At 46.1% G+C, this 24,612-nt stretch carries 17 protein-coding genes and 1 other annotated feature; of the genes, 14 read left to right on the forward strand and 3 right to left on the reverse strand.

The window, feature by feature from the left end; translation table 11 throughout:
• Window positions 1-87: 87 nt before the first annotated feature.
• The gene (gene lpdA, locus C162_RS30895; protein WP_036701408.1) at window positions 88-1,464 is read right to left on the reverse strand and encodes a dihydrolipoyl dehydrogenase; all 1,377 of its coding nucleotides are present in this window, start codon (window positions 1,462-1,464) and stop codon (window positions 88-90) included.
• A 164-nt stretch (window positions 1,465-1,628) separates the two neighbouring features.
• On the opposite strand from lpdA, the gene C162_RS30900 reads away from it, so the two are divergent.
• The 11 genes from C162_RS30900 (at window position 1,629) to C162_RS30950 (ending at window position 17,213) form a co-directional block, all read left to right on the forward strand.
• Window positions 1,629-2,210, forward strand: a complete 582-nt coding sequence (locus tag C162_RS30900; RefSeq protein WP_036701411.1) for a TetR/AcrR family transcriptional regulator — start codon at window positions 1,629-1,631, stop codon at window positions 2,208-2,210.
• A 53-nt stretch (window positions 2,211-2,263) separates the two neighbouring features.
• Window positions 2,264-2,507: a binding site (T-box leader), on the forward strand.
• Window positions 2,508-2,576: 69 nt separating this feature from the next.
• Window positions 2,577-4,448, forward strand: coding sequence for an alanine--tRNA ligase (locus C162_RS30905; RefSeq protein WP_036701414.1), 1,872 nt, complete (start codon window positions 2,577-2,579; stop codon window positions 4,446-4,448).
• Window positions 4,449-4,699: 251 nt separating this feature from the next.
• Window positions 4,700-5,155, forward strand: coding sequence for a GNAT family N-acetyltransferase (locus tag C162_RS30910; protein ID WP_036701417.1), 456 nt, complete (start codon window positions 4,700-4,702; stop codon window positions 5,153-5,155).
• 193 nt (window positions 5,156-5,348) lie between these two features.
• Window positions 5,349-5,750: a GntR family transcriptional regulator gene (locus C162_RS30915; protein ID WP_036701419.1), complete on the forward strand. Its 402-nt coding sequence runs from the start codon at window positions 5,349-5,351 to the stop codon at window positions 5,748-5,750.
• Complete coding sequence (locus C162_RS30920; RefSeq protein WP_036701421.1) at window positions 5,747-6,823, forward strand: DUF5808 domain-containing protein; 1,077 nt, start codon at window positions 5,747-5,749, stop codon at window positions 6,821-6,823. Before C162_RS30915 ends, C162_RS30920 begins: the two co-directional genes overlap by 4 nt.
• A gap of 26 nt (window positions 6,824-6,849) precedes the next feature.
• Window positions 6,850-8,904: a serine hydrolase domain-containing protein gene (locus tag C162_RS30925; RefSeq protein ID WP_036701423.1), complete on the forward strand. Its 2,055-nt coding sequence runs from the start codon at window positions 6,850-6,852 to the stop codon at window positions 8,902-8,904.
• Window positions 8,905-9,177: 273 nt separating this feature from the next.
• The gene (locus tag C162_RS30930) at window positions 9,178-10,026 is read left to right on the forward strand and encodes a hypothetical protein (protein WP_036701424.1); all 849 of its coding nucleotides are present in this window, start codon (window positions 9,178-9,180) and stop codon (window positions 10,024-10,026) included.
• Window positions 10,027-10,590: 564 nt separating this feature from the next.
• Window positions 10,591-12,054 carry a 4-hydroxyphenylacetate 3-hydroxylase family protein gene (locus C162_RS30935; protein ID WP_036701427.1) on the forward strand — a complete coding sequence of 488 codons (1,464 nt, stop codon included), beginning with the start codon at window positions 10,591-10,593 and terminating at the stop codon, window positions 12,052-12,054.
• 99 nt (window positions 12,055-12,153) lie between these two features.
• A complete protein-coding gene (locus C162_RS30940; protein ID WP_036701428.1) occupies window positions 12,154-12,738 on the forward strand; it encodes a TetR/AcrR family transcriptional regulator in 585 nt (194 codons plus the stop codon).
• A 169-nt stretch (window positions 12,739-12,907) separates the two neighbouring features.
• Entirely contained in the window at window positions 12,908-14,845 is a 1,938-nt protein-coding gene (baiCD, locus tag C162_RS30945) for a bile acid Fe-S flavoenzyme BaiCD (RefSeq protein ID WP_036701429.1), read from the forward strand.
• 121 nt (window positions 14,846-14,966) lie between these two features.
• The gene (locus C162_RS30950) at window positions 14,967-17,213 is read left to right on the forward strand and encodes a glycoside hydrolase family 3 C-terminal domain-containing protein (protein WP_036701430.1); all 2,247 of its coding nucleotides are present in this window, start codon (window positions 14,967-14,969) and stop codon (window positions 17,211-17,213) included.
• Between the two features lie 37 nt (window positions 17,214-17,250).
• On the opposite strand, the gene C162_RS30955 is transcribed toward C162_RS30950, so the two are convergent.
• A complete protein-coding gene (locus tag C162_RS30955; RefSeq protein WP_036701432.1) occupies window positions 17,251-18,471 on the reverse strand; it encodes a helix-turn-helix domain-containing protein in 1,221 nt (406 codons plus the stop codon).
• Window positions 18,472-18,608: 137 nt separating this feature from the next.
• Here C162_RS30955 and C162_RS30960 point away from each other — a divergent pair, with 137 nt between their 5' ends.
• Complete coding sequence (locus tag C162_RS30960) at window positions 18,609-21,359, forward strand: glycoside hydrolase family 78 protein (protein ID WP_036701434.1); 2,751 nt, start codon at window positions 18,609-18,611, stop codon at window positions 21,357-21,359.
• 205 nt (window positions 21,360-21,564) lie between these two features.
• Window positions 21,565-22,995, forward strand: a complete 1,431-nt coding sequence (locus tag C162_RS30965; RefSeq protein ID WP_051494066.1) for an MFS transporter — start codon at window positions 21,565-21,567, stop codon at window positions 22,993-22,995.
• Window positions 22,996-23,035: 40 nt separating this feature from the next.
• Here C162_RS30965 and C162_RS30970 read toward each other — a convergent pair whose 3' ends face one another.
• Window positions 23,036-23,281: a hypothetical protein gene (locus C162_RS30970; protein WP_036701435.1), complete on the reverse strand. Its 246-nt coding sequence runs from the start codon at window positions 23,279-23,281 to the stop codon at window positions 23,036-23,038.
• Window positions 23,282-23,370: 89 nt separating this feature from the next.
• Between C162_RS30970 and C162_RS30975 the strand changes: the two genes are divergently transcribed.
• Window positions 23,371-24,591 carry a cytochrome P450 family protein gene (locus tag C162_RS30975; protein ID WP_084649100.1) on the forward strand — a complete coding sequence of 407 codons (1,221 nt, stop codon included), beginning with the start codon at window positions 23,371-23,373 and terminating at the stop codon, window positions 24,589-24,591.
• Window positions 24,592-24,612 lie beyond the last annotated feature (21 nt).

Genomic DNA, 24,612 nt, shown 5'->3' on the forward strand with positions numbered 1-24,612 from the left:
CGCAGCCGGCTAAAGGTCCGGCTGCGTTTTGTTCGCCAACATACCGGAGAATGAACGTTTAGTTTCTTTTGAAATCAGTTTCGTTTGTTATAGCCTCCGTTGGGCCTGTTCAGCGGCCTCCATGACAATTTCACCTAACGTTGGATGCGGGTGGATGGTCATGGCTATATCTTCTACGGTTGCTCCCATCTCAATCGCAAGGGAAAGCTCCGATATAAGCGTAGATGCTTCAGCGCCTACAATCTGTGCACCTAATACAAGTCCAGACGCAGCATGAGCAACAATTTTGACAAATCCTTCGGTTTCCTTCAGAGCCAGCGCACGGCCGTTAATAGAGAAAATAGATTTTCCAACGATAACAGGAATGGATTTGTGTTTACAATCCGTTTCGCTAAGACCAACGCTCGTAATCTCCGGGTGAGAAAACACAACCAGCGGAAGAGCTTTGTAGTCGATGACAGAGGGTTTACCCGCAATCGCTTCTGCTGCAATTTTTGCTTCATATGAAGCTTTATGGGCCAAGGCAGGGCCTTGAACAATATCTCCAATGGAATAGATATTCGGAATGGATGTTCTGCACTGCTTGTCAATCTCGATCAAGCCTTGCGGAGTAGGGGACAAACCAATCTTTTCAAGACCCAAGGTTCCATCTGTATTCGGTTTCCTGCCAACCGTAATTAATGCATATTCAGCTTGAACAACATGGTGTTGATCCTGACGCATATATTGTAGATCAATGTGACTCGTATATGGGGCTGCTCCTGTAACCTTAGCTTCCGTTAGGATTGTTATCCCGTCCTTCTTCAGTTGACGAACGACAGGTGCAATAAGCTCTGCTTCAAATCCGGGTAAAATCTGTTCACCCCCCTCGAGTATCGTAACTGTGGTTCCAAATCTCGCAAACATCTGCCCCAGTTCCACACCAATATAACCGCCGCCAACTACAACGAGGCTCTTAGGAATGTCGGCCAGCGATAGCGCCTCCGTGGATGAAAGAATCCGTCCGCCGAAAGGAAGCGCGCTGATTTCAATCGGACGGGAACCGGTTGCCAGGATGAGATGCTTAAAGCCCATTCGGCGCTCAATCTGTTCATTGTGATGAATTTCAACGGTATTCGCATCTATCAAGCTGGCTTCTCCTTCAATAAGAGTCACACCTGCCGATTTAAGCAAAAACCGAACCCCTCCAGACTGCTTATCCACCACAGCTTGCTTAAACAACTGAGCCTCCTGAAAAGAAGAAGCTTCGTCAACAGCATACCAGTGTCTACGCAAATGAATACGCTCCGCTTCAGCAATCAGCGCTTTGGACGGAATACAGCCTACATGCGTACATACCCCTCCGATCTGGTGGCGTTCCACAAGGACTGTTGTCATGCCCAGTTGTGACGAACGTAATGCAGCCACATAACCGCCAGGCCCCGATCCAATAACCAGGGTATCTACAGCTTCTAATGAGTTCATGATGGGTACCTCCAAGTTATAATATGTTAATCATAATATATTATAGTCATCATATTTTAGAAGAGTCAACACTCCATTACCAATTGACATTAAATAATATGATAACTATAATATTTCAAAAGACATTCAATAGATACAGACTTATACAAAGGGGAGGGAGCAGGATGCCTTATCCAAAAGGGCACAAGCTCAAAGTTCGGAACCATATCATTGCCAGCGCAGCCAAAGCATTTCGCACCCACGGCGTGCGGAATATCAGTCTTCCACATATTATGAAAGGTGCTGGACTGACGCACGGAGGATTTTACTCCCATTTTGAAAATAAAGATCAGCTTGTGATGGAGACCTGTCATTTCGCCATTAGTGACACCATTGAAATGCTGCAGAGAATTGCAGACCATAACAAAAACGAAAATCAGACGCCGATTGAGGCCGTCATTGATTTTTACTTAAGCCCCCTGCATCGGGATCAGACGGAAGCCGGTTGTATCTTACCTGCTTTATCGGGGGAGATCTCCCAGCTATCGGCAGATATCAGGCAAGCATACACACAAGAGCTGCAACGTTTCATCGCGTTTATTATAAATATGGCTGAGATCGATCCCTCTAATGGTTATGCATTGGTAAGCAGTATGGTGGGTACCGTTGCACTGGCACGGGCAGTTAGTGATGCGAAGCTCAGTGATGCTTTGTTACAGGCCAGTCGTATGCAGGCTAAGCAGATGGTAAACGCCGGCTCCAGGTAACTCATTAATTGACGAAGCAAGCGGATTGTGCTAGCATTGCTTTAACTTAAAACGAAAAGGCTATGATGAGAAATAGTAACTATTAAGGATCTCACAGAGAGAAGATGGTTGGTGCGAATCTTCATTGATCTAATAGTGAAGCAGTCTCGGAGCTGTGGACCGAACAGAGGAATCTTAGTAGGCTTCAACGGAGTTCCACCGTTATTCAGGAAACAGTATCGGAGAAATCCCGTACTGATAGAGCGCAGAGCAATCTGAAGTTAGGTGGTAACACGGACATAATCGTTCGCCCTAAGTTGACAAGAAACATGTCAGCTTAGGGCTTTTTTGTTTTAAGCATAAATAATATTGGATGGAGGTATTAGAATGACACCAGATGAGTTGAGACAATCGTATGTAGATTTTATGAAAGGAATTGGGGCTAGCCAAGTGCCTTCTGCCAGCTTGTTACCAGAAAATGATCCCTCAACGTTGTTTACAGGAAGTGGCATGCAACCTATGGTTCCCTATTTATTGGGAGAAAAGCATCCGACAGGTAATGAGATTGCTAATATTCAGAAGTGCTTAAGGACAGTGGATATTGAGGAAGTAGGGGATACGTCGCATCTGACATTTTTCGAAATGATAGGCCGGTGGGAGTTCAAAGCCAACGAACATAACTATAGACAGAAGCAAATCGACGCTATTTGGCATTGGCAGATCATTGAATTAGGAATGGATCCGGGCAGGCTGTATATCAGTGCTTTCGCAGGAAGTGATGAACTGAATATACCTAAAGATACGGAAGCCATTGAGCTCTGGTCAGCAAAATTCAGATCCGTCGGGATAGACCCTATCATTGAAGATGATCCCTGGCAATACGGGGCATCTAGAGGCGGGAAAATATTCTTATACGATGAACAAGAAAACTGGTGGAGCCGGGCCGGAAGTCCGCTCCATATGCCGGTTGGTGAACCGGGTGGGCCTGATAGTGAAATGTTCTATGATCTTGAACCGGGCGGTGATTCACTGGACCATCCTGCTTCTGAAAGCGACAGATTCCTGGAAATTGGGAACAACGTATTTATGTGTTATACCAAAGGAGACACAGGATTTGTAAAAATGCAGAAGCCTAATCTGGATTATGGAGGCGGGTTAGAAAGGGTGGCAACAGCTCTTAATGGTGATAAGGATATTTATAATACGGCTTTCTTCCATAACCCCAAGAACAAATTGATGGAGCTAAGCGGTAAATCCTATACGGACGACTTAAAGTCCTTTAGAATCATACTGGATCATGTGAGAGCAGCTACTTTTCTCATTAATGACGGTGCGGAGCCAGCTAATAGTGATGCAGGATATATAACAAGAAGGCTATTAAGAAGGGCAATTCGTGCAGGTAAAAAAATAGGGATACAAGGAAGCTTTGTGGGGCAGTTGTCTGAAGTTTATATAGATGAAGCTACAGCTTATGAAGATTTAATCCGCAATAAAAGGAAAGTCATCGAAATAGTAAATAAGGAAGAGAATCTTTTCTATAGAACGTTACAGCAGGGAGAATTTGAAATACAGAAACATCTGAAGAATAAGGGGAAAGTATCGGGTGCAGATGCTTTTTATTTTTATGAAACTTATGGATTTCCCTTGGAGTTGACGGAAGAGTTCCTAACTGAAAGTGGATATAGCATGGAGGACAAGGCGTCTTATACAGAGGCGGCAAAGAAACATGCTGAAATGAGCAGAACGGCTTCTGCAGGTAAATTTAAAGGTGGGTTGGCTGAACATTCCGCAGAAACAACCGCGCTGCACACGGTATCTCATTTGTTGCTTGCTGGTTTAAGGGAAGTGCTAGGTGATCATGTCCACCAACAAGGAAGTAATATTACTTCCGAACGATTACGGTTTGACTTCAACCATGATGACAAACTTACACCGGAGCAAATAGCTGAGGTAGAAAAGTATGTGAATGATGCGATTGCCTCCAAAGCAGTTACCTCTATTTCAGAGCTGCCTAAGCTTGAAGCGAAAAAAAGTAATGTGGAGGGTAACTTTTGGGACAAATACCCGGATATCGTTAAGGTGTATACCATCCAGGATAACGAAGGCAACGTGTGGAGCCGGGAAGTATGCGGAGGACCTCATGTAGAAGATACCACAAACTTAGGAACGTTCCGTATTACAAAAGAACAATCTTCTGCTGCGGGAGTCAGAAGGATTAAAGGAGTAATCAACAGTCATTTCCAGAACGCGGAACAATAGCTGAGGTTGTCAAAAACAAACTACAATCAAAGCCGCTAAATGTAGCGGCTTTTTTGGTGTCCACCTAGTTTGCACGATAATGAGGATCGTCAACATTGGTATGCCAAAAGAATGCGTAGAGTGGTACTTAAATCATCCTCATTTGCAGTTATTATAATAGATTTGTCAGAAAACCTGCCATGGGTGTAATATGATATACAGTAGGATAACAGGTATAATTCATACTTAACATTAACTTAGGAGTGGTTGCAGTGAAGATTCTTGTAGATGATTTGAGCAGGGCACAAGTGATTGGATTAATTGCAGAACATCTGCAAGGAATGGCAGAGGACTCTCCGCCAGAGAGTATACATGCCCTTAATCTGGACGGGTTGAAGCAGCCGGAAATTACCTTCTGGTGCGCTTGGGAGGATGAAGAGCTTCTGGGCTGCGGGGCGATCAAGGAACTAAACAAAGAGCATGCTGAGCTCAAATCCATGCGGACCGCTAGGAAGCATTTGCGCAAAGGTGTAGCCAGAACTATTCTTGCTCATATTATTGAAGTAGCCGTAAGACGCGGATACAAACGGATCAGCCTCGAGACTGGCTCCATGGATTCATTCATCCCCGCCCGCAAGCTGTATGAAGATTTCGGCTTCACGTATTGTGAGCCGTTTGCAGATTATATCCCGGACCCGAATAGCAGATTTATGACGAAGGAACTGTAGTTTATTATATAACACTTGAAGAACAGCATTCTGCAGTTACAGAGGATGCTGTTTTTTGGCGTGTATACGCAATCCCTTCTACCCAGAAAGGGACCCATACTAGAAAATATGGAATTATCTTCATCTTTAACTTGATTAGTATTATTATATTTGTTATATATGTAATATAACATATAAAGAAGGAGGGTTATTCGTGTTCATAGAGCTTGATCTGCAATCGGAAACCCCCATCTATACACAACTGGTTGACCAAATCGTTGAAGGGATCGCCTCTGGCGAGCTGAAGCCCGGCGATTCGCTTCCGTCGATTCGGAGCCTGGCCGAGGACCTCGGGATCAATCTCCATACCGTCAATAAAGCCTACAATTTGCTCAAGCAGGAGGGCTTGCTTCAAGTGAACAGGAAGACGGGCGTTATTGTTCAGCCGGGCGGGATGCCTGGTGTGACAGAGGTGTTCGCGGAGAAGCTCCGGCGGCAGCTGCGGTCTCTTGCTGCTGCAGCTGCGGTACGGGGCATGGCGGAAGAGGTATTCGCACAAGAGAGCAGATCGGTGTACCAGGATATAATCAGGATTCGCGGAGGGGAACAACATTGACACAAGAACCGATGGTTATTATTTTCGGCAGTTATTTGATGATTACTATGATGCTCAGCTTACAGGCCTATCGCGGATTAAGGACCTTTCTGTTCGGCATTGCTCTGCCGGAAGAGGTACTGAATGACCCATCCATCCGTGCCATTCGCCGGAATTACGCTTTGCTTACCAGTGGTTTTGCGGTCGTCATCGGGTGGGCTTGCTTGTTATGGCTGCGCCATCAACCGGCCCGGGGTCTCCTGATTTTGACAACATCCATCTTGCTTTTAATGTTTGCTTCATCCTTCGCAGTTTGGCTCAGCCGGATGTCCGTGCTACGCTTGAAGACTGCCAGAGGTTGGCAGGTTGACGTGGAAACGAAGCGCACTGCAAGTCTCAAACTCAGCCGGATGCATAGTCCGGTGCTACGCACTTGGTGGTATTCGGCAAATGCTGCCGTTATGGCGCTATGCATCTTCTTTGCTATTGCAAGATGGGATACGATTCCGCAATTGTTGATTCTCGGAAATTTCCACTTCAACAAATCCGTGTGGACCGTGTTCATGCTGAACAGTGTGCAAGCGCTGAATATCACCGTGTTCGTCTGCTGCAATCTACTGATCAGCCGTGCCAGAACATCGCTGGATCCCCAAGACCGGGAAGGTTCGCTGCAAAAACAGTTGAAGCTCAAGAAAATCCATTCACTCTTAGCTTGGGGAGCCTCACTTCTAATGGTTGTATTCTATGGAGTAGCGCAAGCCATAGCGTTGTACGGCTGGAGGGGCAATCTGCTTTTTCTCTCCGGCATGGCGCTCTGCACATTGCTTTTCGTGGCACTAATCGGCGTAATACTTTACATACGGATCAAGGGTATGGATCAGCTAAGAGATGTTCCATCGTTGGAGGAAAGACACTGGAAGTGGCTCGGCCTCTTTTACGTGAATCCTGAAGATCCGGCGTTGATGATTCCTAACAATCACGGTTTCGGCTGGGCGATCAATATGGCCAATCCGCGCAGTAAGATCATAGCCGCCGCGATTATAGCTGTTCCGATAATCGAAACTATACTAGTTTTTCCTTTATTCAATAAATGAAGAATTATCGTGAAGGGAAAGTTCAAATGCTAAGAAACCGTTGGATAAATGTAGCTATGCTATTGTTGTGTCTGCTTCTGCTGTTAACCGCCTGCAACGACAAGCCACCTGTGGAACTCACCCTGAAAGCTGCACAGGAGAAAGCAACTCTCCTCACAAATACGTACGACACGAACAGCGTGCAATACGCCCTTATCGATCATGGCCGCATCACCGTATCCGGCCAAGCCGGCAAGAATGATGAGGAGGGACAGAGGCCGCTCACGAAAGACACGATGTACGGAATCGGCTCAACCAGTAAAATGTTTACCACGGTTGCCGTTATGCAACTGGTCGAGCAAGGGAATATCGGTCTCGACACACCGGTCGTCCAGTATGTCCCCGAGTTTACGATGAAGGATGAACGTTACAATCAGATTACACCGCGTATGTTGCTGAATCATTCCTCCGGTTTACAGGGTTCCTCGTATACTAACGCCTTTTTATTCAATGATAAAGATACTCACGCCTACGACACACTGCTGGAACAACTAGCCGGTGAGACCTTAAAGGCTGATCCGGGTGCTTATTCAGTGTACTGCAATGACGGCTTTTCACTTGCCCAGATTGTGGTCGAGCGCGTCAGCGGCATGGACTTCACCTCTTATATCCGTCGATATATTACGGAACCTCTAGGTATGGTTAATACGAAGACGCCGCTCGATTCTCCGGACGAAGCGAAGATGGCGGGGCTCTATTATCCTACCTATACAGGACAACTTCCTAACGAGACGGTCAACGTGATCGGAACCGGAGGCATTTATTCCACCGCGGAAGATTTGGTTCGTTTCTCACAAGTTTTCACAGGGGAAAAGGAAGAGGTCTTGTCTGGTAAATCGGCTGAGGCCGCAGCGCAAGACGAGTACAAGACGCCACTCTGGCCTGACGATGCGGACAACTCCATCGGATACGGTCTCGGCTGGGACAGCGTCGATCTCTATCCCTTCGGAGAATACGGAATGAAGGCACTGACCAAAGGCGGGGACACGGTTCTCTATCACACATCGCTCGTTGTGCTTCCCGAACAGGACATGGCGGCAGCTGTCGTCTCTTCCGGCGGAAGCAGTACATACGACCAGCTTCTGGCCAGCGAAATCTTGCTTCAGGCGCTGAAGGAGAACGGGACCCTTACGGAATTCAAGCCAGAGAAATCTTACGGTGTGCGGGTAAAGGCTGATATGCCGGAGTCCATGTTGCAATATGCGGGAATCTACGGCGCGACTGGTACAACAATGAACATCAAAATATCCACAGGCGGTGTCATGTCCATCACTTCGGAGCAGCCATCGGCTAATCCGAACCGGATGCTCAAATATTCGGCGGACGGCATGTTCCATAGTTCGGATGGAAAAGAGATGATCAGCTTTGTGACGGAGGAGAATGGACGCACTTACGAATGGATTCGACAATACGCTTCGGTGCCGGGTCTTGGGCAGGTAGCTATATCCATGTACAACGCTGAGAAGCTCAAGCCCCGAGATCTTCCGGCGCAGACCCGGGACGCATGGATGCAGCGCGACGGCAAGAAATATTATTTACTGAATGAGAAGTATACATCGCTCGGTTATTTGATGTTCCCGCCCACCCAATTGAACCTGTCTAACCAATTGCCGGGGTACGTATTGGATAAGCGAATAACCGGCCCGAATACGGCTGTCTCCGAATTGCAAATTCCGGGATCGAACGGACGGGATCTCTCAAATCTTACATTTTTTACACAAGACGGCGTTGAGTACTTGAATCATGGTGGATTCGTCTTAGTGAACGAGGACAACTTGAAGCCATTAAACTATGCTAAGAAGTCAACTGTTACGATTCCGCCTAGCGGATACGCCAGGTGGTATACGATAAGCGACAAAGACGAGGGCAAAATGCTTAAGGTGAGCGTATCCTCGAATGGTTCCTTCGCCGTTTATGATGACAAGGGGACATGCCTCTACTTCAGTGTCATCGGCGGCAAGGATCAGACCACGCTGCCTGCGGGAGGAACGATTGTTTTCGCCGGAGATGCTGGCACGAAGTTTGAGGTTTCCACGCAATAATATCGCATAATGGAAAATGGAAGATTTAAAATCCTTATCTGGGTTTCACTCCAATAACGGGCACTTTTTAATCTTTCAAACAATCTTAAAACAGGCCTTACACTTCGCCATGCATCAGTCTGTATAATAGAACTCTCTGAAACCTGCGCAAATTGCAGGTTTTTTTCGGTTGAGAAGAGGGAATGGCAATTTAAGAGCCAACAAATTAATTGACCAAAGGATGGAAAAGACTTATTATTTCTATAAAATGGTTTGTAAGGAGTGAAATAGGAGTTGTTGGAACTTGACGGTATGGATGCTGACTCTTTAATAGCTATGCTAAAAGCTTCATTCACCTTAGACAATTTTACAGCAATGATAGATATATCTGACATGCTTATTGAAATGATCGCAGTAATACATGCTACAGCCCCCAAAGGATTTGAGGCCCAGAGGTTAAAGCGTTCTATAGTCTATTACTTTGGGTTTAGTCTTTGTGCGAAGGGCATTGCTCTTCAAAAACTTGGCGATTACAAAAGTGCTCGACAGTGTATAGAAAAGTATTCAGATTTGAGCTGGGTTCAGCTTTTTGACGAAGAGTCATTGGAAGAAATTGAATATTATAAAAATACCGCTAGAGCAAACGCCTTCGTTCTTGACTTACTTGAGGGAAAGAAGGAGGTATTGCCTGAATACGTGAAATTTTTAAAGCTGGGTGCGAGGGAAGAATTGACCGCTGGGTTGCTAAATATCTTGGACTCCGCTTTAAGATACAACTACCAGGTGGACTGGGCATTGGAAGAACTGCAGAGTGACGTTGAGAAACCTGATGATACTTCACCTGCTGTAGATGTTAGGTACTACATAGAATATATTCATCTATTATCTATTTATTGGTTTAAACGGAAGAAGTCAGCTATTGCAATAACCCTAACTCTGGAAAATATCGTATTAAGTGGTAGACTATTTGATAGAGCAGGCTTTAGAAAAGCTATTGCTTTTTATGAACTTGTTAGAGCTGAGGCCAATATTTCACAGCTACAAGAGTATCATGCAATAATGCGAAATATTCTAGAAGGGGAGTTCAATGATGAAAATTATGAAAAAGAAGCTTTTGTTATTGACAACCGTATTGCTGATTAGCTCATTAACCATTTTGACTGCCGCAAGCGCCGAGGAAATCACTGCACTTCAGACCACAAAAGTGACAACCAATAGCCACGGCATGGGCCACTGATTTGTCTGAAATGAATATTAAAGAAAGACTCTATCGTCAAGTGATAGAGTCTTTTTAATTGGGTCCCCATGCTCAACAGCCACTAACTTTTTTAAAAAAATCATGCACGAAATGCAACAATCCCGCCCACTACAAGCGGCCTATGCTGAAATCCTGCACGAAATGCAACAAATCCAGCGCTAACTGGCTCTCTACACCGGAATTTGTGCAAATAATGCAACATTGTACCGCAGCGAGCAACAGTCATAGAGAAATCCTGCAAAATGTGCAACAACCAATACTCTCCGCTACCCTGCGGCTGTCTGAGTATTGTCCGCTAAAGAACTTACTCAAGTCGTTGAAATAGATGAAGAAAAGTAAATGTTTGAACAAGGACAATGTACTGCTTTTAACACCACCACATATTTTACAGAAACTGTATTAGTCAATTTGGCTAAACCGTTGAATGTTCATGATTGGGGTGGTGGGCCATGGCAGTTAAGAGCGGCAAGGAATATATCGAGCGTATCGACCGCCAGCAGATCAAAATATGGTACCAGGGTAAAACCATCCAAAGGCCTTTATCCAGCCATCCCGCCTTCAACGGATTAATGAAGACCCAAGCTGAAATGTATGATATGCAGCATCAGCAGAAAACCATCGAACAAATGACCTTTCAAAGCGGGACGGATGGGGAGCGCTACGGACTTTCCTTCCTGGCCCCGAGAAGCAAGGAAGACCTGGTCCGCCGGAGGATCATGATGGAATTGTGGGCTGGGAAGCACCACGGGTTTTTAGGGAGATCACCCGATTATATGAACACGACGCTGATGTCTTTATATACCGCTGCGCATCTGTTACAAGAATACAATCCGGAATATGAAGATAATCTTAAAAAGTACTATGAGTACTGCCGCAGCCAGGACATTACCTTATCCCACGCATTCATTCAGCCGTTTGCCAGCCGGTTGTCCGAAGTGGTGGACGAGGTGGAGGATTCCATTACAGCTAAAGTTGTCGAGCGCAAGGAGAACGGAATTGTGGTAAACGGTGCTTTTATGATGGCTACGCAGGCAGCAACCTGTGATGAAATACTGGTGATCCCTTCACCTCTCCCTTCCATGATGGAACAGGATAATCCATATGCCTTTGCTTTTGCCGTTCCCAATGATCTGGAAGGGATGACCTTCATTTGCCGTGAGAGTTACTCAGGCTCATCTCAATATGATCATCCGCTGAGCAGCAGATTTGAAGAAATGGACGCCATGGTGATCTTCGATCACGTCTTCATCCCACGCAACCGTATCTTTTACTTAGGGAATCAAGAGATTGGAGAGCGGCTGTTCAGCGAAGGGAATTTTCACAGCCATGCCGGCCATCAGGTGCTTACACGCTACATTGCCAAGACGGAATTTCTGCTCGGCCTGATCTCTAAATTGTCAGATGAACAGAATATCGCTCTCGAAGCGGTAACGATGGAGCGGATATCCCGGATTTTGACCATGCTTGAGAATTTAAAAGCTCTTCGCCTGGCTTCCGAAATGATGGCAGAACCGGATGCCAAGGGTTATTATGTGCCGGCCCACAAGCCGCTGATTGCGGCTACGATGCAGTATTCCTCTTTTTATCAGGAGATGCTGGGTATGCTCCAGGACATCAGCTCCAGTAATCTGGTGATGCTTCCTTCCGAGACAGACCTGGGATCTGATGCCGGCGGCTTTATCCGTCTCTATCTTAAAGGACAGGATTCATCAGCCTGTGACCGGATTTCGCTCTTCCGGCTAAGCTGGGAACTGGCTATCGGCCCCTTCGGCGGCAGGCAAAGACAGTTTGAGCGCTTTTTCTTCGGAAACACCCGCGCGCTTACTTCCCGGATGTATAACGTGTACAGTCTTGATAAATACAAGACGATGATTGATGAATTTCTGCAGCGTGGAGAAACCCAGGTCTTTTAAAGACTCTGGGTTTCTTTTGTATTTCAACGACAAGCCGTAATTGCTGCCAGATAGCCGTGAAAGTATAATGGCTAAGAGAGAAGTAATGGAGGGGATCATATGAGAGAGCTGAAAAATATTGAAGAACGTATCCTGGACCGCGCGCTGTATCTGATGGGGAAGAACAAAAGCTGTAATATCGCGATCCGCACCATTGCCAAAGAAGCGGATGTTAATGTGAGTGCCATCAATTATTATTTCCGAAGTAAAGACGAAATGCTCAACCTGGTTAAGGAATTCTATATTCAAAATATCCTTACGGTATTGTCAATCTTACGAGATGAAGCCTGCAGTCCAAAAGAGAAGCTGCTGCTGGCAGCAAACGAGATTATGGAATATTCGCTGCGTTTTCCCGGTAACCGGGTAATCTACACCCATTCCTTAGAGTGTTCAGATGATGATAAAACATCAAGACGCGTTATTGATCTGTCAGAGGAGATTGGCAGCCTGCTCAAAGCGTGTTTACGTAAGCTAATACCAGAAGATGATGATAACTTCAGGTTCAAGTATTTGATTTTCACTTCATCTATTAATTATCCTACGGAATACGAAGGGATTACGGAAACAGATGGATTATTCCTGACTGACAAAGAAGCGCGTATAGAATACCTTAACCTGTTGATTGATTCGTTATTTTCCGATTAGCAGATCGTATGAACAACGCCGCAGAAAATTCAAACATTTTGTTTTAAACATATTGTCATAACTCATTCGCTCAGGTATATTTGAGGTGTCAGTAATCAGGTCGAACTGATTATGTGAAATATATAACAAAGTTTCGCGCCTTGAAAAATAATGTGAAGGAGAATGTATTATGGCTTATCCTGCTTTGTTCAGTCCTATTCAAATCAGAGGGTTAGAGTTGAAGAACCGTATTATCTTTCCGGCCATGGGCACCAAAATGCCTAGTGAGGAACGCTTTGTTACTCAGCAGCTTATCGATTACCATGTAGCCAGAGCAGAAGGAGGCTGCGGTTTAAATTTCACTGAGGTATGTTCGGTATATGGGCCAGCTGCGCCTAAGAAGTTCCTGGCCATCTCTGATGATAAATATATCCCTGGTCTACAGCAGCTTACAGAGGCCATCCATGATGCAGGCGGCAAGGCAGGAATTCAGTTATGGCTGGGTGGATTGGCCGTTGCTAGTGATAGTGAGCAAATAATCATTATTCCAAGTCCCGTGCCTGTGCCTGGTACAGAATACACCATACCGGGAGCAGATATTGAGACTTTACAGGCTGCGGCTAAGTCCTTCGGAGAAGGGGCACGGCGGGCAGTCGAAGCCGGCTTCGACGCCATTGAATTTCATGCAGGCCATAACTATACTCCGCATTCTTTCCTGAGCCCCTTCTTTAACCGGAGAACCGATGAATACGGGGGAAGCCTGGAGAACAGAGCCAGATTCCTGATTGAATGTATTACTTCGATTCGCGGTAACATTCCGGCAGATATGCCGTTGTTTATGCGTATTGATGCTCACGATGATTATCTGGAGGGCGGACTGAGTATAGAGGATGTTATCGCATTCTGTAAAATGGCACAAGCTGCCGGCGTGGATGCGCTTGACGTCTCCAGAGGTAATTTCTCTTCTGCGGCAATCAAATATGAGGTTCCTCCTATCGACCTGCCAAGAGGGTTCAATGTCGATAATGCAGCCAGAATCCGCCGGGAAACAGGGATGCTGACTGTTGCGGTAGGACGTATTAATGCCCCTGACCAGGCAGAGGACATCCTCGCGGACGGCAAAGCAGATATGGTGGTGATCGGACGTGCCCAGCTTGCTGACCCTGAATTCTGCCTGAAGGCAGAGTCCGGCAACAGCAACGATATTGTAGAGTGTGTCGCTTGCAATCAGGGCTGTTATGACGGATTTGTTTCAAGTGAAGTGCCGTTCATCACATGCTTAAGGAACCCGGCTTTGGGCAGAGAAGCGGAATACAAGCTGATGATGACAGATCATCCCAAGAAGGTTGTAGTTGCCGGTGGCGGAATCGCCGGTTTGGAAGCGGCCATGGTGCTGAAGCGCAGAGGACATCAGCCGATTGTATGCGAGGCGGCAGGAGCGCTGGGCGGCCAGTTTGCCCTGGCTGGGGAAGCGCCAAGAAAAGAAGAGATGAAAGCAGCCGCTCTATCCCGGGGAGAACAGGTAATCAGGGAGGGCATTGAGGTCAGACTCGATAGCCCGGTTACGGCATCGCTCCTGGAAGAACTTGAGCCGGACGAAGTGATTGTGGCTATAGGCGCAGCTCCCATGGAGCTGAGAATTCCCGGAAGCCAGTTGACCAAGGTTACGAACTCGCATGATGTATTGTCAGGAGAAGCAGAGGTGTCCGGGGAAGTCGTTATTGTCGGCGGGGGACTCGTTGGTCTTGAGGTTGCCGAATACCTGCATGGTAAGGCTTCTAAGATCACTGTAGTTGAGATGCTGGATAAAGTGGCAAAAGACTTGGGCGAACTACGCTCGATCTGTGTCATGGAAAGCCTGTATGAATCCGGGGTCCAGATTATGACCAACACCAAGTGCCTTGAAATTAATGAGGATGGAGTCGTCATTGAGAGCAACGGTGAAGTTTCATCGTATCCATGTGATTCTGTTGTTGTTGCCATCGGGGCGAAGTCACGGAATTATGAGGGGCTCCAGCATTTTTGCAACGAGCATGATATCCCTGTCCATGTGATCGGTGATGCCTTGCGTGCCCGCAGAGCCTTAAACGCCGTCAGTGAAGCGCATGAAGTGGCGAGAATGATCTAAGCAATAACACCACACTATGCTCCCAAAAAAGATACCAAATTACCATATTGTTTGGTGAAATTGCCTTATTCTAATAAAGTAAGCGATCTCATTATATTTGATTATCATTGGAGGAGAGCACGTGGAGCGTAATATCAAAGAAATTATTAGCCAAATGACCTTGGAAGAAAAAGCAGCAATCTGCTCTGGACAAGATTTCTGGAATACCATACCCATCGAGCGTCTTGGAATACCTTCAATTATGATGACAGACGGCCCCCATGGACTTCGGAAGCAAGAAGGGGAGGCAGATCACCTTGGCGTGAACCAAAGTGTTCCTGCCACCTGCTATCCCACCGGAAGCGGTCTTGCCTCCTCTTGGAATACCGGGCTCGCAGAGCAAATGGGCTCCATGATTGGACTGGAAGCGTCAGCTGCGGATGTATCGATTGTTCTTGGACCAGGAGTGAACATCAAGCGCTCCCCATTATGCGGCCGGAACTTTGAATATTTATCAGAGGACCCGTATTTATCAGGAACACTGGCAGCGAGTTATATACAAGGTGTACAGAGCCAGGGCGTCGGCACCTCCATTAAGCATTTTGCCGTAAACAATCAGGAATATAAAAGAATGTCAGTCGACGCCCAGGTGGACGAGCGAACCTTGCGGGAAATCTATCTTGCCAGCTTTGAATATGCCATTAAACAAGGACAGCCCTGGACGGTCATGGCTGCGTACAACAAAGTGAACGGGGAGTATTGTTCAGAGAACACCCGTCTATTAACAGACATCCTCCGCGAAGAATGGGGCTTTGAGGGTGCAGTGATCTCGGACTGGGGAGCCGTCAACGAGCGGGACCTGGGCGTTGCTGCCGGTATGGATCTTGAAATGCCATCCAGTAACGGAGTCGGCAGCAAGAAGATTATTGAAGCTGTCCAATCCGGCAGACTGAGTGAAGCTGTGCTTGATCAGACTGTAGACAGAATTTTAACACTTGTCTTCAAAGCTGTCGAAAGCCGGAAAGAGAATATTACCGTTGATCCTGAGGTTCAACATCTTAAAGCCCGTGAAATTGCCGGAGAATGTATGGTTCTGCTCAAGAACGAAGAGGCTATCCTTCCTATCGGAATTAAGGATTCAGTTGCGGTAATCGGTGCTTTTGCCCGGAAGGCGCGTTATCAGGGCGGGGGCAGCTCCCACATTCTTCCTACTAAGCTCGATACGATATATGAAGAAATGGTTAAGATTGCCGGAGCGGATGACCGTATAAGGTATGCGGCCGGCTATCCGCTGGATACCGATACGATCGACGAAGAACTGATTCAGGAGGCGGTTGAAGCTGCAAGACAGTCGCAAGTTGCCGTTATTGTTGCCGGTCTGCCTGAACGTTATGAATCGGAAGGGTTTGACCGAAAGCATCTTCAGTTGCCGGATAACCATCGGAGGATGATTGAAGCCGTCGCTGCGGAACAAGCCAATGTTGTAGTTGTACTCAGCAACGGAGGACCGCTTGAAATGCCTTGGCTGGATAACGTTAAAGCTGTGCTGGAGGCGTATTTAGGCGGACAGGCTTCCGGGGGAGCCGTAGCTGATCTGCTCTATGGGCTTGTCAATCCGAGCGGCAAACTCGCTGAGACCTTCCCTAAAAAGCTAATTCACAACCCGTCCTACTTAAACTTCCCGGGGGATGGGGAGACAGCGGAATACAGAGAAGGCATATTCGTGGGCTACCGCCACTACGACACTAGAGAAGTTGAACCGCTATTTCCCTTCGGTTTCGGCTTAAGCTATACGCAATATGAGTATACAGATCTTAAGCTCAGTCATCATACGATTCAGGACACAGACCGTTTGTCCGTTACAGCTAAAATCAGGAACATAGGACGTATGGCTGGAAAAGAGGTCGTTCAGTTATATGTAAGTGATATTGAATCAACACTCCCCCGCCCAAGCAAGGAGTTAAAAGGCTATGCCAAGGTTGCGCTTCAACCAGGAGAAGAGACAACCGTTCAATTTGAGCTGGATAAACGATCCTTTGCGTATTACGATGCCAAGCGTCAAGATTGGATTGTTGAGACGGGGGAATTCGAAATTCTCATCGGCAGCTCTTCCAGAAATATCGAACTAAAAGACACGGTAGTGGTGGAATCAAGTACTGTTCTGCTCCAAACCATCACAAGGCATTCTACCTTTGCGGACCTGCTTCAGCATCCCCGTGGCGCTGCTATTATGGAAGCAATGGGACAACATGATGTTAAGGATAGTGGTTTGGGAGAAGGAATGGACGAATTAATTCTGAACACTTCGTTGCATAACGCGGCCATGATGAGTAATGGGCTGTTCACTGAAGAGACACTTCAGAGCATTCTTGCCGCTGTGAATAGCTAATTCGAGTATAAGTCCAATAAGCCCGGTAGAACCAGGCTTATTGGCTTAAATATTGTGTTTGCTGATACTGTTTCGGGGTTAGCCCTGTATGCTTTTTGAAAACCTTAGTAAAGTAGCTCTGATCAGAAAAGCTCAGGAGTGACCCGATTTCGGACAGAGGTGTATTCGAGAACAGAATCATATTTTTGGCTTCTTCAATTTTAATCTGCTGGATATACTCATTAACCGGTACACCCGTCTCCTTTTTAAATATAACCGACAAATAATTCGGGCTGATGCCGGCGTGACCGGCAATGGATTCATGGGTGATCCTGGAGAATCGCTGGTCATAAATATAATTTTTGCATGTGGTAACGGTTTTAGAATACCGGGCTTCCTTAACCTGAGCTACTTTTTCGGTCAACTCAAAAAATGCAACTAAACATAACTGATCAATTTCTTTTTCCGTCCGCAATTCCTCCAGGCGTTGAATGTACAGATCGCTTACCGAAAAGGAAATTTCTGAATGAAGCCCTCCCTCTATCGCCGCTCTGGCAGCTAGAGCAATGCCTATAATGCCTAGATTTTTTTTGGAGCGGATGTGGCTTGATTTGGACAGTATCCCCGTATTCTCCTTGCCAAGCTGCGAGAATCGCTTAAGCGCTTCCGTTTGGCCTTCTCTTATGATCGTTAACAATTTCTTTTCATAAAGGGGATTATGATGAGGGGCCAGCTCGTCGTTTGGTGCAAAGCGGATGGCACCCGGCATCTTGGTTTCTTCAACCTGCAGCTCCAGTTGATCTTGTATCTGATCGGCTGCAATGAACTTGCCGCTGAACATCTGATAGATCAGAACGGCAATGTTCACCAGCTTCCCGTAGGTGATGACAGGAAGAGACTGATAATAATGAAACACCTGCTCCCGGTTGGCGAAGAGATTCGTATCGTTGATTAGCCCGTTTATTTTGTGGTCGAATAGCGTGAAGGGCAGAGAGGGGCCGACAATAATGGTTCCTTCAAAGCTCTGGTTACTGACCACACTCATGGATATGTAATTTTCAAAAAAGAGCGTTTTTCTAATGACAGGGATCTCTTTACAAATCGCAGGCTCTAATTCCAAAACATTAAAGAATAATTGTTTATCGTTTCCATATAGAGGATTTAACATCCGATCATCCAAGCATTCAACAAGAACGTCACCGGCAGGACCAATAAAAAACACGGACAGCTCAAATAGCCCGGATATGAGCTTGCAATGGCTTGCAACGCTTTGTTCCATAAAAACCTCCTATGACTGCCTCATAGTATTAAGCTTCTAAAATTACAATCATAATACCATAATATTCACTGCTATTTCATTACAATAAGAGTAGTAGGTATCATAAAATTTCTGGAATTATCGAAAGGCGGATACAGATGGAGTTAAACAATCTTCGCATTGAATACATGGACAATCCCCTTGGCTTGGATACACCAAGCCCGCGCTTCTCATGGCATTTGGTTTCTTCAGCGCAAGGAGTCATGCAGACTGCCTATCAGATCACTGTAACCAAGGATACTGAGGAGGTTTGGAATTCAGGTAAGGTGGAGGCGGACACTTCAATTCTGGTAGAGTATGCTGGCCTCCCGCTTCAGGCCTCTAGTTTTTATCAGATTCATGTCACTGCATGGGACAATCAAGGCAATCAAGCCAGTATTGCAGGACATTTCGAAACAGGTCTTCTGAAGGGAAGTAACTTTACAGCAGATTGGATTACGCATACCTTCCCGGATGATGAAACTGCACCTCCCGTTTTCCAAAAGATCTTCACTGCAGAAAAGGATATACAGTCAGCCCGTCTCTATGCATCCTCATTAGGAGTTTATGAAATTTCTATTAATGGAAATCGGGTAGGGGATCATTATTTTGCTCCTGGCTGGACGAATTACAAGGAGCGGCTGCAATATCAGACCTATAGCTTAGACGGACTCTTGGAGCAGCAAAATAAAATAGAGATCACAGTTGGAAATGGCTGGTATAAAGGGATCTTTGGCTTCACCTGTACTCCGAATCATTACGGGGACAGAGTGGCCGCTATCGCCGAACTGCACATCGTCTATACAGACGGATCGAAAGAAGTAATTGTGACAGATGAGAGCTGGAAGGTGACGAAGGGACCGATCCGCTCCAGCGAAATCTACATGGGAGAGACCTATGACTCCTGTTATGTAGACGATACTCAATATGAAGTGGTCCCATTCTCCTATAATAACGAGCGTCTTGTCGCCCAGGAAAGTGAACCGGTCAGGATTACCAAAAGGCTGCCCGCAGTGAAGCTCTTTACGACACCCAAAGGAGAGCAGGTTATTGATTTCGGACAGATTCTGACCGGATTCGTAGAGCTGCAGATTACCGGGCGTGAGGGCCAGGTCATTACTATCCGGCATGCCGAGGTACTTGATAAAGAAGGGAACCTGTACCCTGAGACCTTGCGGCAAGCAATCTCTATTGACCGTTTTATTTGTAATGGGAAAGAGCAAGTCTTCCGGCCGCATTTTACTTTTCATGGGTTCCGTTACATTGCGGTCGAAGGCTTAGAGGTCATTCAACCGGAGCTGTTCACCGCCTGCGTACTGCATTCACATCTGGAGGAAACAGGCAGTCTGACCACCTCGAGTGAAATGGTTAACCAATTATTCAGTAATATTCAATGGAGCCAGCGCGGTAATTTCCTTGACATTCCTACGGACTGCCCGCAAAGAGATGAACGTCTTGGCTGGACAGGCGATGCTCAGGTGTTTGCCGGAACGGCTGCCTTTAATATGAATGTAGCCTCCTTCTTCACGAAATGGCTGCGTGATCTTGCTTCTGAGCAGACTGAAGAATATGGCGTTCCGCATGTAATCCCAAATATCCTGGGGAATCAGGAAGGAGCTGCTGCATGGGGCGATGCTGCGGTTATTGTTCCTTGGACCGTGTATCAGATGTATGGCGACCTTAGGCTGCTGGAGCAACAGTACGACAGCATGAAGGGCTGGGTTGATTACATCTCTGGACGCTGCGGGATTAATGGGCTGTGGCAGACAGGATTTCAATACGGAGACTGGCTCGGACTTGATAAGGAAGAGATCAGTAATGAGCGGACCGGGGCTACGGATGTGTATCTGGTGGCTAACGCTTATTATGCCTATTCCACAGAGCTGCTGGCCAAGACTGCCAGCGTGTTAAACAGATCTGAGGATGCCACCAAATACGAAACGCTTCATAGCCAAATCAAATCAGCGTTCCAGGAAGAGTATATTTCCGCAACCGGCAGATTAGTCAGTGAGACTCAAACGGCTTGCGTATTAGCTCTTCATTTCAATCTGGTGGAGGACAAGCACCGGGAGAGAGTCCGCAAGACCCTGGAGTCTAGCATAGCCCAGCATAAGAATCACCTTACGACCGGTTTTGTGGGCACTCCATATCTGTGTCATGTATTATCTGAGAATCAAATGCATGAGCTTGCGGGCACCTTGTTCCTGAAAGAAGATTTTCCGTCCTGGCTCTACGCAGTTAAGAAGGGAGCTACAACTATCTGGGAACGGTGGAACTCCATTCTCCCGAATGGAGATTTCGATACATCAGGCATGAACTCCTTAAATCATTATGCGTATGGTTCTATTGGGGAATGGATGTACAGGAAGCTGGCTGGTATTAATCAGATCGAACCCGGGTTTAAAAAGATCCTGATACACCCTCAGTTCATAAAAGGAATAAGTGCAGTAGAAGGTATTTATCATTCAGTATATGGAGAAATCAAGAGCTCATGGTCTTGCCGGAATGGGGAAATTATCGTCAATGTGACGATCCCTGCCAATACTGCTGCGGTCATTATATTGCCTGAGCAGGAAGATCCGATTGAAGTCGGTTCTGGAGATTACTGTTTTAGATATCCTACACAGACCAATCTGGACATAGTGCGGTTTACTTTGGACTCCACGCTTAAGGAAGTCATCGAAGAGCCGATAGCTCTTCTGATGATTGAAGAACACGCACCCGGTATGCTGGATCATCCGATGATTAAATATGCATATGATTTCTCTATAAGCGAATTGTTGACCAATACCCCTGAGGAAACAGCAATGTTGTTTAAACTGGTTTTGAAAACATTAAATGAACCGAAAAAGCAGGGGGCTATGCGTTGAAACAAGAGGGCGTTGCAGGATAACTGCAATGCCCTTTTTATTTTAATGTAACCTAGAAACTGCAGGGATGAAAGCGCTTGAAATAAATGTTGAGATAGCAATCATATTTCCAAAAAAACAATTACGATACCATATCTATTTATAACAGAGGATTAAAATAAGGAATAGAAAGCGTTATCATTATAAGGCAAACGGGGGTAAAATAATGAATGAAACAACGGATCTTTATAGTACAGAGGTTGTAACACCAACCAAAAAATCGAAACCATTAGGTACTGATGCCCAGGGTATCCAGAAAACGATGCGGCCTCATCATTACTTAGGTGACGGTGTAGCACAAATTGCACTGAACTCCATAAGCGGACTTATTGGGATGGTTACTTACTTTTATACAGATAAGGTGGGTATTGCAGCTGCAACAGTAGGCACAATTATGCTGATCACCAAGTTAGTTAATGCATTCACGGACCTGCTAATGGGCCGTATCGTTGATGGTACTAAATCGAAGTACGGGAAAGCACGGCCTTGGATGCTGTGGATGGCTCTCCCGGCACTGGCCGCTATCATTTTGCTATTTACAGTTCCTGCCGATGCATCTAACACGGTGAAAACGATCTATGCATTGGCTACAGTAATATTCGCTTCTGCCATTGTCTACACGGGAATTGCTATTCCGTACGGAAGCTTAATGGCCATTCGTACGAAAAGCGTAGAAGAACGCGGTAAGATGGGCCTTACCCGTACCATCTTCGGATACATGATTGGAATCGTTGTCTCTGTTGTATTAATTCCGGTTACCAATATGCTGGGTGGAGATCAGAAGGCTTGGATCATCGTTGCCGTCGTGCTTGGATTATTATCAGCTATTGCACTGGTCCTGACCTTCCTTTCCTCCAAAGAGAACAATGCTAACGTCAATTTGAATGAAAGCGATAACGTACCCTTCTGGGAAAGTATAAAGCTCCTGTTTAAGAACAAATATTGGATCATCATGTTGTTTGCTCAATTATTTATTAATATGATGTATACGCTTAACGGCTCAACGGGGATCTATTATACCAAATATATTTTAGGTAATGAGGATCTGATCGGAATCATGGGTGCTGTTGGTTTGATTCCGGTATTTCTCGGCTTCGCTCTTGTGGGACCAATGATTAAAAAGTTTGGCCTTTCCAGCACTGCACGTATCGGGCTGATCGTCGGAATCGCTGCCTTGGGTATCCGCTGTTTCATGCCATATAGCTTTGTCGCTGCATTAGTGCTCGGTGGAATAACAACTCTGGCAACCATCCCCATGATGGCTGTGGGCGGGGTGCTCGTCAATAATACTGTAGAGTACGGTGAATGGAAGACAGGTAAGCGTCTGGTGGGGATGGTCAATAGTGCAAACAGCTTTGGAGTTAAAATTGGTATGGGCCTAGCCGCAGCGATGATTGGGTGGATTCTGGCCATGGGGGATTATGATGGAACATTAACCACACAGCCGGATTCCGCAATAACCAGTATTCTTGTTCTTACTGTATATCTTCCTGTGGCAATACTCGTGCTTACGTATCTCTGCCTGCGCAAGTATGACCTGGATGCGAAGTATCCTCAGATTGTAAAGGAACTGGAAGAACGCCGTAGTCAACAATAAACTGAATTGGTTCTGTTAACCAAAGAGGACGTTGTCCTTCTTATGCTTTAATCTGACTTAAAAATATCTTTTTCAGAATATTAAGCTGCTCCGCTTCCTTAACTCCAAGGTCAGCCAATTCGCTAAACAAGGCGACTAACCGGTTATATTGAGCTTGATAAAGAGCGATATCCTCCAACGGCTCTTTTGATAAGGCCACGTAACATTCAAAAGCTTCTATCAGTTTTGAACTCTGCTGGTGTCCGGTAATACCGAAAAAAATGAATGCGTCAAAGATACGGCTCAACTTGTCATAGCAGTTTCCTTCGCCGCGAACGATTTTCTTATTATTGTAATGATACCAATACTATCATTTTGGAGGTGCCTCGATTGACCATGAATGAGAATGCCAACCCAACCAGACCCGAAGTTGATTTTATGGACAAGGCTTTTATCCAGCAGCCCTTTGCAGCTTATGAACGGCTGCGCGAAGAGGAGCCGGTACATCGTTTTCTGCTGCCGGGCGGGCAATTTGCCTGGTTAGTCTCCAGGTATGAGGATGCGGTTAAGGTTTTGCAGGACTCACGTTTTGTGACGAATCCCCCGAATGCCGGTAATGAAGAAGCTTCTTTGCCTTCGCACCAGGAAGTTATTTCTAGAAATTTGATTAGCGTTGGCCCTGAGGATCATCGCAGATTGCGGCGTTTAATTCAAAAAGCTTTTACACCCCGGATGATTGAAGGACTTCGCGGGCGGATCGAGGAGATTAGCGAGAAGTTGTTGGATACTATTGCTGGAAAAGGCACCCGGAAAATGGATCTAATCGAAGAGTATGCCTTCCCGCTCCCCATTATAGTCATCTGTGAAATGCTGGGTGTGCCTCTGGAGGACCAGGATAGATTCAGAGGATGGTCCGATGTTATTATGGAAGGATTCAATAATCCGGAGCTTGACCAGGCTAGCGATGAGGTCATGAAGGCCTTCGTGGATTATTTACAGGAACTTTTTGCCGAGCGGCGCAAGCATTTACAAAATGATCTTATCAGTTCTTTAATCAGCGTTGAGGAAGAAGGGGAAGCCCTAACAGAGCAAGAATTGTACGCGCTTGTATTTGTGCTGATTATTGCTGGTCATGAGACAACCGTTAACTTGATTGGAAATGGCGTGCTGGCACTGTTGGAGCATCCTGAACAGAAACAAATGCTTCTTGCTCAGCCCGAGTTCATTCAATCCGCTATTGAGGAAATGTTACGCTTCAACGGGCCGGCTGAGGTAAGTAATATCCGCTGGGCAACCGAAGATTTAGAGCTAGATGGCAAACAAATTCGCCAAGGAGATATGCTGTTCGTGTCCTTACTCTCAGCGAATCGTGATAGCCTTAAATTTCAAGAGCCGGATACCTTTGATATTACCAGGAAAGTCAATGACCATATCGCTTTTGGTAAAGGGGTTCACTATTGTCTCGGTGCTCCTCTCGCCCGGCTCGAAGGAGAAATTGCCGTTAGTGCACTGCTCCGAAGAATGCCGGATATCCGGCTGGAAGTTGAAGAAGAGCAGCTGGAATGGAGACCTGGCATGATTATAAGAGGAGTCAAGGCATTCCCTGTAACATTCTAATTGTAATAACTGAACCTATCT

It is taken from the genome of Paenibacillus sp. FSL R7-269 (assembly GCF_000517865.1).
Classification (GTDB): domain Bacteria; phylum Bacillota; class Bacilli; order Paenibacillales; family Paenibacillaceae; genus Paenibacillus_AQ.